Here is an 11,967-nt window from a genome sequence, read left to right as displayed (position 1 = left end):
GAGTCCATGCCAGTCATAGGTGTCCACCTCAAGATAGGTGGACACCTATGCTCCTCGCTACTGTCGCTCACTGCCAGACGTCGAAGATGGACCGCTTACGTCTAAAACGGCGTGGGAATCGATATAAGTCGACGTTCGGTGCTTGCGGGGTTTTTGATTGCCGGGTAGTCTGCGCACTCACCCTTTCGATGACTCAATCAACCGTGTGTAGTGCAGCGTTTTAGGTTGAGGTCGATTCGCTGAACGCGCTAAGTGCAAAGGCAGCATGACCGCGCCTGGTTCGTCGAGCGGTTCGCTGGATGCCATGAAGGTCGCAGTGAAGCAAGGCGATTAGCCTTGCTTCAATCGTTCACCGGTTTGCAGGCATCAGCTGAATGCGGGCGGCGAGACGTGATTCGCGTCGCCTTCGGACGGCGCAGCACTCGCGCTGCATGCGGCGCGAAGCCGAGGGTCGAGAGACGGAATTGAGCAAGGGCCGCAGAGATGGCGGCATCAGAACAACAGGAGAACCTATGTAACGGAAGTCGAGTAGCGAACAGCGGGGTTGGCCCCGACTGACGATTACGAGCCCGTAAACGGAAAAAGGGGACGGCTGGAACCGTCCCCCTTCCTGCCGTGCTTCCTGTGAGAGGAAACGCGCCTTGACATCGCGGATATTCACACAGGTCGACAGGCTTGTCAACACGCACGCCCGCATTTAGCAGGCAGCGGGGAGACGCGCGCTCATCTCAAAGCAACCTGTGGAGAAAATCGTGATTGTTATCAATGACGTGGACGTCCAGGTCGCCCTCCGTGCGACCTATGCTCCCGCTTTTGTTTGCACCAAATCGGTGCCGCAAAATCGTATCGGCGGCGCTGGTCTTACCCATCTGCCCCCTCGCGTCGCCCGCGAAGCGCTGGCACCTGGACGTTTTCATCTGCTAAATTACTCGCGGCCTTGGGACCACATTTCCGCGATTTCTTGGGGCCGCTTGCCCTCCCTCAGGAAGGACGCAACGGCACTGACTCGGAAATTCGACCCACGGCTGGGCAACAGGGCCGAGCGCCGGAAGAATGCTCGGAGCGAAAGCGTTGGTTTTGCCTTCGTGCCGCTGTCTCTTGGCCCGCACCCATCGGGGACACAGCTTCTTGCTCACCTCGAAACGCTTCGTCTCCAAAGGGCCGTCGAGCACATTGCCAAGGGGCGCCCACGCATACCGCGGTCAACCTACCCGAATCCGTCTTTAGACGAACTGTTCGACTCGAGAGGTCCCGGTGACCTTCTGCATATCTTGCGGACGAAGTGGTCTCCGAACGCCCTGAGCAGCGCGGGTCTCCTTCGGCAACGAGATTCTGCCGCGCTCGCGACCCTACGCTGTCTCGCTAAGTTTTACGAGAGGCGGCAGGAGCGTCGGGTCTACTGCGGATATGGCGACGACACCTCTTTTGTGTACGCGTTGATGAGGGCTCGCCGAGTGCTGCGCGATACCTACAGAGCGCGCCTCACCGTGCACGGGATTCGACGGGAGGACGCATGAGCACGGCTCTCGAAACTCCTTCGATACCGAAGCGCCGGTCGCCACTCGACGCAGAGGTCGCCCTAAGTACGTCCAATCCTGCGCTTGATGACATACCAGAACTGACGAGAGTCCCCGAGATTTGCAGCCGGCTGGAGCAAACACATGCGGTTGGCAGCGCGAGCGACGCTTACGACCATACGCCCAACGAGGTCTTGGGCTATGCAGTAAAACGCCTGTTGCGGGCCATGCACGACAGTGCGTTGGTCCGGGACGTGACGAACTATGACTACCAGCCATATCTGTATGGCGCCTTCAACTTTCTCAGCTACTTCAGAAATGCTCACGGAGGCGTTGTGCAGTCCGCTTCGGTGTCTTTGCCGGGTGCCGTTGCTCGCACGATGATTATCTGCTGTCAGGAGGGAGCCCAAAACAACGCTGTCCGGAACGCCATTCTCAATCTGTTTGACGACAAAGGACGGGTGACCGTCGTCGGTACGCGAAACGGAGGCTTCATGAGAACGCCCCGCAAAGCGGTTTTGCATGTCCCGTGCCCGCCCGACTGCGACCCCACAACGCTCATTCTCTGGGCGCTGCAAGAGTTCAATGGCGCATTCGGCATCAACATGACTCAGAAGTCGCTTGGGCTGGTGAGCGGCGGTCAGTTCCCCGACGCTCGAGTCCTCTGCTCGATGGCCATTGGCGGCAACTTTGGCGCAATCCTTATCTCGGGAATCAGGGCGGGTGACGCTCGTTCACGTCGAGCCAAGACGTTCTTCGCAATGCTCGCGACCGTGGCACAGACGACCGGTGTGGTGATTCTCATATTGTGCACGACGGGTGCCGCCACCGAAATCCTGGCTCAGGGCGCAGTGTTCAACGCGCTCCGCACGCTTGGAGCCTACGAATTGCTTTCTGCGAAAACAGGTTCTCCCTACTGGCTGAGCGTATCGAATCAGGCGTGGAGAAGATACCTTGCGCCTACTTACGGTGCAGCAGTCCCGGGCTGGTTTGAGGGCGCACTGTGGGAAAAGACTCAGGGCCTCGAGGACCTCGTTTCCCTCGTGTGCAGTTGGATTGCAAACAAGGTCTCCGATAAGAGCGGCATGGTCCTGACTCGCGAGCAACTGGACGCGTTCGCCGGTGATGCCCTCCACCTCGATGTGGAGTATCTGGACATCATCAGGCAAGCGGCACGAGGCAAAGTCAGTCGCTCGAATATTCACCGATTCGCAGACTATCTTCCGTGCCAATGGAGCCGTTCCCTCGTTCGGTCGAACGACAAGAACGCCGATTTCATCTGCATTGCGCCGCGTGGCGAAGACGCGCAATTAGGAGGTGCCAAGTGACCATGAGGCCCGTTTTACCTCGCGTCCACGGGCAGACCGTGCTCAGTTTGGTCGAGAACGACTCGCGCTTCACAGGGCGCCCACTGACCACACGGCTTTCTCATCTCACAAGCCGGCGCGGTCCGCTCTGCTCAAGCACTATGCCGTGCAGAGGGCAAGCGCTCGAAGACGTGTTCGAGGGCGACTACGGGGCCGGTCCAGCACTGGTGCTGAGCGCGTCCGCGGCACCGTTATACATAACGGGGATGTCCCCCGAGCAGGCGCGCAATCTCGTGGACCAACTCGCCACAGGAGCCCGTAGTCGCACGGTTGCCCCTCGGTTTTCACCCGGACTGCAGTGTGGCAACCGGGTCGACATCCAGTGTCCGGAATGTGTATGCGAAGCCGAGAGGCTTTACGGGTTCACCGTAGGACTGGTCTGGCATGCGTTCGATTTCGTCACTCGCTGCCCGGTACACGAATCGTCGCTGAGGAACGGTGGCACTCGCAGCCTCCTCGAAGTTGAGCTCAACAACGTACGAACACGCGGCGCCCGTGAGAACTCGCTGCGCTTCGCGCAGCGCGTCCGGGACATTCTGCAGCCTGGGTCGCAGCGTCCGCCGTGGGCGAGGATTCTCGGTCAACTCGAGAGCCACGGTTTCCTGACACAGGAGGGACGCGTTCGCCTCGTGCCTCTTGACCAGGCTTTCAAGCGGTTCTACTCGGATGGGTTCGAAGATGTCCGGCAGGACTGGCTCGTGAAAAACGTCAGCGTGGCGGAGGTCTGTGTGCGCGCCGCTGCGCGCGGCCGTGCAATCCATCCGGTGCTTCTCATCCTGCTCGAAGAGATGGCCGCGAACGTGGACTCTGTGGTTCGGCAGCGCTCCTTCCATCTCGTGCCCGATATCGCTTTCAAGGCCGACGCGGAAGCGGTGATGGCTCACCGCGCGCAGTGGGGGGCGCACCTGGCCGCAAATCCCGGGCTGACCAGGACCCAACTGCGCCGCACGGCCACAGCGACGTGGGCCTGGCTTTCTCGGAACGACCGGACATGGCTGCTTGCAAATCAGGTCTCTGCAACCAAGCCGCCCGGCGGCCGGCCGCCGGCTCAGTTGCCGGGCCCGCTGCTCGACGCCATTCGCTGCAACACCACGGACCTGCGCTATTCGGCTGAAGGGCGGGAGCCGCTGCCGTCTGCGTATCAGGAACGTCTGGGATTCGGCATGACCGAGTACACCTATGACCGAGTCGCACGCACGCTCAATGAGAGTACGGCCCATCGCCAGCTCCCAGCGAATCGACAGGTCTTCGTCACGCGTCGAGTAGCGCGCGCGACGGCAGACCCGGCATGCGGCGGCACGCAAGCGCTCTCCGTTATCGCGCGAGTGGCCAGATTGCGACCAGAAACGCTCGTCGACTTCTATCAACCCACCTGAGGACTGTGCGTATGTCAACTCTGCAGGACTCTCTTCGATTGGTGTTTGCTCGGTCCATTCGGTCCGGCGAGCACTTCGTGATGTATCTCGCGCACCTTCTGTTTTACTTGGAGCACCAACTACTCCCGCGCTATTGGCTCTGGCCGAGCGGACTTCGACCGACGATTGAGGGGCTGGGCGCGCTCGTCGGTTCACTCGGCTATGTCAAGAGCCACTGCTCGTCTATGCCCGCGACGACCCGATTTCTGCCACCAAAGAACGTGCAGGCACTCCACGGTCACTTTGACCATGGAACGCAAGGCGGACTGATGGCAATGCTCGGGCTCAGCGGACCGGGAACCGAGTGGGTGAAGGCTCGACTGGCCCGATGTCCGAAATGCCTTGAAGAAGATATCGCAGACGATGGGTTGCCTTTCTGGCGCAGAGACCACTTGGTTCCTGGAAACCTCTTTTGCGGATACCACGGCGAGCCCCTCTGTACGCCTTGTGACCAATGCGCTGACTTTTCGAAGTACCAGAAGTACACCCGTCACGCGGGATTCACCTGCGGCTGTAGTCTCCAAGCGATTCCGGAAGCTGCAGCCCTTCCGACCGAAGTTGCTGAACTGGAGATTGAGATGTCGCGAATCGGCTCACGCCTCTTGGATGAGAACTACCTTCCGCACCTGAATCACGGGGGCATCGGTAACGTGGTCGCTGCCCGTGCCGTCGAGCTTGGCATCGTTGAAGGCGGCTTCTACCGAGCAGACCGCGCCGCGGAGGTCGTCCAAGCCAGTCGGTTCCGTCCGCTTCTTGAGCGTAAGGGCATCGTTGTCGCACGCACCCAATCGTATGCCGACCTCTTCAAGGGCAAGATGGTCCCGCGCACACCGTCGGCGACCATCGCCTTGCTCGCGGGCCTGCACCCGAAGTGGGAAGACGTGGAACACGCATTCGAGCACATACCGACCGAAGTCCAAAAGGTCCAGCTCGTGACTCGCAGCCTGGAGACGCGGCTTACCCAACGTGAGCGCAAAGCTAACTGGAAGCAGAAGAACGCCGAGAAGTATTTCACGTTCTACGCGAAGGATTATGCGAAGGAGCTCAAGAAGAACCCTGACGCAAGTCATGTCGAGCTGATGCGCAAGCTCCCGCACAGCGCTGGGTTTTTCATCACCGAAGAGTCATTGGCTGCCGCGGGCTACCAAGTCCCTAATTTTCACACAAGCGATTCGTACTACAAACGACTGGACGCTTCGTTTTCGCAGCACGTTAAGGCCAAAGCCAACGGATTCGTTGACGCCGGCTGGAAGCATCGAATCACTCGGCACGCGCTGACTCGTGGGCATCGGATGTCGACCAACTATCGCCACCTGCTGCCGCACCTGCCGAAGACACGCGATGCCATCGAGCGGCTTCAGGAAACCACGACTGCCTGGAAGCAGCGCGTGGCGGCTTTCAACGAGCAGGCCTCTATGTAAGCCGCCACCGGCATCACCTACAGCCGCGCGACCGTGGTGACCGACTCGTCCTTCGCGCCGACGCGCAAACCCGCTGGTTCGGCTCCGAAGCCGACGCAACAGGCGAGCCAGTCGAAGCGTCCGAACCCCGTACTACCCACCCTCAACTCGTAGAAGGAGGAGCGACCATGAATCAACTCAATCACAAACCTGCATCGGCTCACCGCGGTGGCCGTGAGGCCGACTCGGCGCAGATTGCCGCCGAGCTCCAGGCGGCGCAAGACAAGCTGCTCAGGGAATGGAAACGCTACATGAACGGGTGGTTGCCGACCGAAAGCAACGAGCAGCACGCGAAGCGATGGAGTGAGGTGCGCAAAGCGGGCCAGGCGTACTCGCGGTTGAGGCGTTATGTCCAGACGCATCCGGAGCTCGCGCCGCTCTTGTACTTCGGGACGCCTCCGGAAACCCCGGTCTACGACACATGTCCGGAGGCACCGTCGAAATCAGGGGTGCAGCGTGTCGCGCGCAAGTCGAAGCACTGAGCAGTTGAACGCGGGTCGACCGCGCCTGCGCTCGCAACGAAGTACTTACCCACGCGAAAGGAGATGTGATGAAACCACAAGCATCTGCCGAATCAAAACGCCGGGGGTATCTGGTTCATCAGCATATGAGTGAGTTGCAGGAGGACCTCCAGACGCGAATCGCCACAGCCATGGCACTGAACGTTCCGCGCCCGTGCCCGTCGGCTCTCGGGAAGGTGATGGTGCCCAACCGCAACCTGACATTCGAAGACTTCAACCGCCTTGTCATCCGGGCTATCACGCATCACGAAACCGAAGCTGCAAAGCGCGCCCACCGCTGCAGGTCGAAACGACGGGCCGCGACCTAGAGCGCCGCAAGGCGCGTCTTGAGCAACACGGACCTACGCCACAACACTGGAGAGCCATATGAAGAAGACACGCAACCCGAACCGTCGCCACGCTTGGCTGTACACCGACCGCACGCTGGAGCCGACAGCGTTCAAAGCCCGGCGATTGACTGGCCTGAACGCTGGCGTGTTCGATGGCGTCGTGGCGCGGGCGAGTGGGCCGCTGCTCACCAAGCCGAATGCGTTCAAAAAGCGTCGCATCTCCGCCGCGCTCGAGCGCGCGCAGCACAAAGCCACGTAATCGACACTGCCCTGACGCGGACGTCATAGACGTCCGCGGGCAATCCCTTTGAGGACACACGCCATGATTCCGAGTTTTGACACCAGCGGTATGAACGACGGAGGCAACTTCCACGCCACTCCTTGGAAGCAGTTGTTGCTTGAAATCAACGGCACGTCGGTTGGGGGTGACCTCGAGCACGACGACGAAGACTTCGAGCCGTCGGGCGATGTGATGTTCTATGACGCCGATATTCCGACGGCGGGTGACCGACGGGAGCGTCGCCTCCGTATCTCCAAATGGGTCGCTGCCAGCAACAAGGCTCGCAAGTGCAGCCAGAGCGCGACGGCGCCCAATCAGTCGAGTCGCGCTCAGTCTACTCAGACGACTGACCAAGAGTCGAGCCCGCCGTTACCGATGCGGCCGAACGTGCGAGACATCGAACCTGTGCAGGTGTCGGACGACGACACCTCAGTAGTACGCCCACTGTTCGTTGGCTGGATTCAACGTGCTGATGGCGTTCGCGAGCGCTATGAGTTCCGTCCGACCGACGAGGAATATTTCTACATGGACCTCTCGTTCAGCACGCACATGCTCGTGCGCTTCCGTGAACTTGCATCTGACCACACCTTGCGCAGCATCACGGAAGAGATGCTAACAACGGGCCACTGGATGTCAGCGTGGTGGTGGGCGATTGTCCATGACCTGCCGAAGTGCACCAGCACATTGATGGACCTGCTCGACACCTGCCACCCGTTCACCTTCCGGCAGACGCACTAAGCCGGACGATTGTCCTAAGTTGCGGGAGCGCGTGCTCTCGCGCCGCTGATGCCAAGGAGCCAAGCATGAAAAAGCAGAGCATTCCGACACCACAGACCCTGTGCTGCAGTCTGCCAGACAGCCGCAGCTTCGGCTCGCCACTGTCCTCGCTACCATCCAAGAAGGCAACGAGTGCTGGCATGCGAGTCAACCGCAAGCATGCAGCGTTGTCGGCACTCGAGTTCAATCCGCACGTCGTCTATACCCGTGAATAGTTCTCGCTCGGAGGTGAACATGCGAACTTCGCCGCCTGAGCGCTCGCGCTCAAGATTCAATGTCTACCAACCGGAGGTGCTCGGCGCCGCACGCCGATGGCAGAACGGATATTCGCCGCCGATAGCCGAACCGAAGCCAAACGCCCCCGCGGAGCCCTTTAGCATCCTATCGCTGCCGCGGCCCTTTGTGACGCCGCCTGAAATGGTGAAGCCCGACGCGCTACCTGAATACGACGACCACGGTTTCCCTCATGGTGAGAAATACGAGGCGATTCTGAAGGCAAAGACGCCGTCGTTCAGCACGCGGGCGACGCTCCCAGGCCTGAAAACCAAGCGGCGGCACGAGACCCTTTCGCATGGGGAAACCGGCATCCAAGTGGTCCTTTGGTTCCATCCGTACGTGGTAGACCTGCGCGAGCAGGTAGGGCGATTCAGCCTGGATGCATACCATCGCGCGGAGTTTAAGGGGGAGCGAATGCGCCGGTCGGACTTGATGACAATCGACCTGATTCTCAACTATGTGTGTCCGCAGACCGGGGCTCTGCGTCCTCATGGCGTGTCAATCAAGGGACGAGACTACGCCCCGAAGGAGGAGGACCTTGCGCGCGAGCGTCGGGAGCAGGAGTCGTTGGCGAAATGCGGCGGAAGTTGGGAATTGCTCCACGCAGATGCCGTGAGTGCTCGTGAGTACGGCAACTGCGGCGCGCTTTGGTCGATGGTGAAGGACCACGACGTCCCAGCCCTGTATTGGGACGCAAGCCTCTTCGCACGCACGCTCAAAAAAGTCAGCCACAAAGGGTCGTTTCGCGATGTTCTGACTCGCGCTGCGAATCGCCAGAGCATCACATTTGACCACGCGAGCAATCTGTTTGCTGTGAGCGTCGCGTATGGATTCTTGCAGCTCGACCACCGGGCTGAACTCAGAGCGTTCAAGCCTTTGTATCTCGTCAACTGAGTCACTGCCCGTGGAGGCACCTAAGCAGTCGTAGTCGAGAGAGCCAATAGATTAGTATGCCTAATAGGAGAGAGGTGTATGTCTACATCCGAACCTTCCCTTGATTTGAAACCCCGCGTCGCCGAACCGGAGCTCCTGAAGGTGCTGCTTCGCGAGCAATCGGCGCGTTGGCCGGAGGCTGGGGACGAGGTCCGCCTGAGCCGCTTTGCGCTCTTCAAGCGCAAGCGCGATGGCGATACGATGCGCTACCGGGCGCTTTCGTTCGACGCTTTCGAAAACGAGTTGTACATCATTCCGATTTACGCGGACGCCTGCCCTGAAAAGCAGATGCGCGTTATCAAGTGGCGTGGCGATGCCATTGACTCGCCGTTGTCTGACTTGTATCTCTGCGACGAGTCTGTTGCACCGCCTTTTATGAGGGAGTCGAAGAGCACGCTTCCCGAGTCTGTTCGCAGGAGCATCGACGAGCGCATGAAGGTGGTCAATGCGCTGCTTTTCGTCGACAAGAGTGGTAAGGGCAAGCCCAAAGACTTCCTTTTCAATGACGCGGTCGTGCGGGACGAGTTCGAGTGGCGCAAGGCCGTCAATCACGTAATCGAGGCCGCCGGGAAGAACGCAAGCTACCGAACCCAGGTCGGCCGCCTCGCCCACCGCTTCGCGTATTACGGCGGCGGCGAGTGCGCACTTGCCGACCTCACCTGTCGGATGGGGCGCCCCAAGAAGGCGAAGGCCGGTACGTTCCAGAGCAAGCCGGGGCCCAAGAACGCGCGGGAAATCGCCTCACAGTGGGCAGCGGCGGCGAAAGGGAAGGCTGAGTCTGTCTTTCGCCAGACGCCTGTTCTCAAGCGCGACCTGAAGAAGTTCGTGAAGGCGCTCACGAACACTTGGGCGCTTAACCGCAAGTCGCTTGCAGACGCCTACCACCTGATGGTCGAGGAGGACTATGCCGACGTCCCGGAGCACATGACGCCCCGGTTGCCCGCCTTCTACTACCACGCTCGGAACCTGATTCCCCGTTACCGGCTGCGTTCGCTGCGCAACGGGAAAACCATTTCCGCGCAGTACAACCTTGCCCGTGTCGGGCAGTCGACCGACCTCACGCAGGGCGTCATCGGCGTTGTCGATATCGATGGCTTCCGAGCAAAGATTCCTGTTGCCGCACTCATCGATGACGAGTTGGTCAGCATCCCGATTACTGTCATCCTCGCCGTCTGCCGGAATTCCCACGCCATTGTCGGCTACTACATCGCCATCGAGGGGGAGAACTCCGAAGCCTTCCGCCACTGCATCGCGAACATCTACAGCGACAAAACTGCTCGCGCGCTCGAACTCGGCCTCACCGATACGAGCGGTCTGGTGTCGGGCAGCATCGACGGCATTTTCGTCGACAACGGCGCTGGCGCGGCCGAAGCGGTCGTGGTTGTCGCCTGTGACGAGATGAATCTCTGGCGCATGCTCCCGCCGCCGGGTCGCGGTGACTACAAGGGGGTGGTCGAATCCATCAATTCGCTGATGGTGCAGTTGATGAAGTCGGAGGCTGGCGGCTATACCCGCGCGAACGACCATTTGTCCAAGCTGATTCGGCGCATCAAGCGTAAGGACCGGCCCATCACCGCCGTGCGGTTCGAGCAGCTCCTGCTGCTGGCTATCACCCACCACAACCTCTACTCGAACAAGGAGCAACTGCGCGTCGAAGGCATGGAAAGCGTCGACATCACGCCGGCTCCGATATTCCGCTTCCTTCAAGACCAGCGGCTGGGTGACGGGAAGACGATGCTTACCTATCGCGAAGCCCTGAGCCGATTCGTTCCGTGGCAGCGGAGTCTTTGCCAGAAAGGTGCTATCCGAATCGGCGGTTTGCGCTTCACTTCCGAGGCGCTGGTCGAGCTGTTCAACGACCGAGCGGAGGCAATGAACAAGAAGGACCGGGAGGTTTGGGTTTCGTGGAAACCGCTCAGTGGTGACCCGAAGCAGCTGATTTGGCTGCGCCCCAACGGTGAAGAAGCTCTCCTCAGGATGGTTGATGAAGATGTTCGTAGGGTTGGTGACAAGTGCGAACTGGAGGTGAAGTTGATGAGGATGGACGAGAAGGCTCGCGAAGCTCGCATTGCCAAGAAGCGCGGCCTCGATAGGGCCCATGTCTCCGGCAATGAGCATCGGCTCGTGTCAGAGGCTGCTCGCAATCGCGCGATGGGCGACCTCGGCGGTCTGGTCGGGTCCTCTGTGCCTGAGGCCCGTGCGAACGCCAAGCGCATCGACGACCAGAAGCGCGGCAAGGCCTGGCTCCGCGAGGCCGGTCTGACCGACAACAACGACATCTATGCCGGTTCGAACGCTGGTCCGTCCACTGAGTCGGCTTCGGAACCCAGCGAGTACGCCGAGTACATCGCCGGTCTCGCTGCTCGCAGGGCCAACGAAGGGGCTTACCCGCAACGGCCGGCGGTTTAAGTCTGAGGTGCCCGGCGGAAGCCGGGCACCATTTCACGAACGCCCGCCTGACCGGCGGGCTCATTTTCAGAGGTGGGCCATGGACTCAATCTTTTCGCCTCCCAGCTTTCCTTGGTTCAACGAGAAAGCCAAGGAGCTGCGCCGGGTGATTGGTACCAAGCGCATCACGCACTGGGGCGCGACTAATCTGCTCGCACGGATGTACGGATATGCAGGCTGGGCGGAGCTCAAAGAACTTCGCTCCCTCGAGCCCCCGTTTCCGACGGAGTGGGACGACCAGTTGGACGAGTTCCATATCGAGGAACGCTACGAGCGGTTTCTCGACGAACTGACCGCAGAGCTGGATATCAACGATGCAGCGGCGAAAGCGATTCTCGAAAAAGCCAAGTTGTCGGTCCGCGAATTCATCCACCCGAGGGCGGGCGTTGATGACATCGACGACTTCGCGAGTCGGCTGACCGGGCTGCTCAAGGAGGTGGCGCCGCAAATCGCCGCGGCGCGAGGTGGTCAAGGCTCTTTTCGCGGGCGGACGATACAACTGCGGCGCTGACTCCTGCGGCCTTTAAGAGCTCGTCGATGATGGTCGCGAGGCCGGCCCGCGACCAAAAAAGACCCTGAGCGAAAAGCGGGTGAGGCAACCAATGAAAACCAGAAACGCGGAACCAGCCCCACGCGGAAGTAAG

Annotated in this window: 11 protein-coding genes; all 11 read left to right on the top strand. The window is 60.4% G+C overall.

Annotated elements, in window-relative coordinates; all coding sequences use genetic code 11:
• Positions 1-1,513: 1,513 nt before the first annotated feature.
• The 11 genes from QCE49_RS12530 to QCE49_RS12480 all read left to right on the top strand — a co-directional run bounded on the left by QCE49_RS12530 (position 1,514) and on the right by QCE49_RS12480 (position 11,834).
• Entirely contained in the window at positions 1,514-2,845 is a 1,332-nt protein-coding gene (locus tag QCE49_RS12530) for a hypothetical protein (protein ID WP_250460706.1), read from the top strand.
• Between the two features lie 272 nt (positions 2,846-3,117).
• Complete coding sequence (locus tag QCE49_RS12525; RefSeq protein ID WP_250460713.1) at positions 3,118-4,260, top strand: TnsD family Tn7-like transposition protein; 1,143 nt, start codon at positions 3,118-3,120, stop codon at positions 4,258-4,260.
• An 11-nt stretch (positions 4,261-4,271) separates the two neighbouring features.
• The gene (locus tag QCE49_RS12520) at positions 4,272-5,720 is read left to right on the top strand and encodes a TniQ family protein (protein ID WP_250460714.1); all 1,449 of its coding nucleotides are present in this window, start codon (positions 4,272-4,274) and stop codon (positions 5,718-5,720) included.
• A 167-nt stretch (positions 5,721-5,887) separates the two neighbouring features.
• The gene (locus QCE49_RS12515) at positions 5,888-6,241 is read left to right on the top strand and encodes a hypothetical protein (protein WP_250460715.1); all 354 of its coding nucleotides are present in this window, start codon (positions 5,888-5,890) and stop codon (positions 6,239-6,241) included.
• Positions 6,242-6,309: 68 nt separating this feature from the next.
• Positions 6,310-6,588, top strand: a complete 279-nt coding sequence (locus QCE49_RS12510) for a hypothetical protein (protein WP_250460716.1) — start codon at positions 6,310-6,312, stop codon at positions 6,586-6,588.
• A gap of 58 nt (positions 6,589-6,646) precedes the next feature.
• The gene (locus QCE49_RS12505) at positions 6,647-6,868 is read left to right on the top strand and encodes a hypothetical protein (protein WP_250460717.1); all 222 of its coding nucleotides are present in this window, start codon (positions 6,647-6,649) and stop codon (positions 6,866-6,868) included.
• Between the two features lie 63 nt (positions 6,869-6,931).
• Complete coding sequence (locus QCE49_RS12500) at positions 6,932-7,627, top strand: hypothetical protein (RefSeq protein WP_250460718.1); 696 nt, start codon at positions 6,932-6,934, stop codon at positions 7,625-7,627.
• 65 nt (positions 7,628-7,692) lie between these two features.
• Positions 7,693-7,881, top strand: a complete 189-nt coding sequence (locus tag QCE49_RS12495; protein WP_250460719.1) for a hypothetical protein — start codon at positions 7,693-7,695, stop codon at positions 7,879-7,881.
• A 19-nt stretch (positions 7,882-7,900) separates the two neighbouring features.
• Positions 7,901-8,836, top strand: a complete 936-nt coding sequence (locus QCE49_RS12490) for a hypothetical protein (protein ID WP_250460720.1) — start codon at positions 7,901-7,903, stop codon at positions 8,834-8,836.
• Between the two features lie 78 nt (positions 8,837-8,914).
• A complete protein-coding gene (locus QCE49_RS12485; protein ID WP_250460721.1) occupies positions 8,915-11,284 on the top strand; it encodes a hypothetical protein in 2,370 nt (789 codons plus the stop codon).
• A gap of 79 nt (positions 11,285-11,363) precedes the next feature.
• Positions 11,364-11,834, top strand: coding sequence for a hypothetical protein (locus QCE49_RS12480; RefSeq protein WP_250460722.1), 471 nt, complete (start codon positions 11,364-11,366; stop codon positions 11,832-11,834).
• Positions 11,835-11,967: the final 133 nt, after the last annotated feature.

The sequence above is a fragment of the Caballeronia sp. LZ008 genome, assembly GCF_031451435.1.
Lineage (GTDB): Bacteria > Pseudomonadota > Gammaproteobacteria > Burkholderiales > Burkholderiaceae > Caballeronia > Caballeronia zhejiangensis.
The sequence above is the reverse complement of the archived record's forward strand: the minus strand, read 5'-3'. Positions and strand labels throughout refer to the sequence as shown.

Bases quoted from the DNA above. Each gene is read 5' to 3' on its own strand.
- QCE49_RS12530 (WP_250460706.1), top strand. From the start codon at position 1,514: ATGAGCACGGCTCTCGAAACTCCTTCGATACCGAAGCGCCGGTCGCCA.
- QCE49_RS12520 (WP_250460714.1), top strand. From the start codon at position 4,272: ATGTCAACTCTGCAGGACTCTCTTCGATTGGTGTTTGCTCGGTCCATT.
- QCE49_RS12515 (WP_250460715.1), top strand. From the start codon at position 5,888: ATGAATCAACTCAATCACAAACCTGCATCGGCTCACCGCGGTGGCCGT.
- QCE49_RS12510 (WP_250460716.1), top strand. From the start codon at position 6,310: ATGAAACCACAAGCATCTGCCGAATCAAAACGCCGGGGGTATCTGGTT.
- QCE49_RS12505 (WP_250460717.1), top strand. From the start codon at position 6,647: ATGAAGAAGACACGCAACCCGAACCGTCGCCACGCTTGGCTGTACACC.
- QCE49_RS12500 (WP_250460718.1), top strand. From the start codon at position 6,932: ATGATTCCGAGTTTTGACACCAGCGGTATGAACGACGGAGGCAACTTC.
- QCE49_RS12495 (WP_250460719.1), top strand. From the start codon at position 7,693: ATGAAAAAGCAGAGCATTCCGACACCACAGACCCTGTGCTGCAGTCTG.
- QCE49_RS12490 (WP_250460720.1), top strand. From the start codon at position 7,901: ATGCGAACTTCGCCGCCTGAGCGCTCGCGCTCAAGATTCAATGTCTAC.
- QCE49_RS12485 (WP_250460721.1), top strand. From the start codon at position 8,915: ATGTCTACATCCGAACCTTCCCTTGATTTGAAACCCCGCGTCGCCGAA.
- QCE49_RS12480 (WP_250460722.1), top strand. From the start codon at position 11,364: ATGGACTCAATCTTTTCGCCTCCCAGCTTTCCTTGGTTCAACGAGAAA.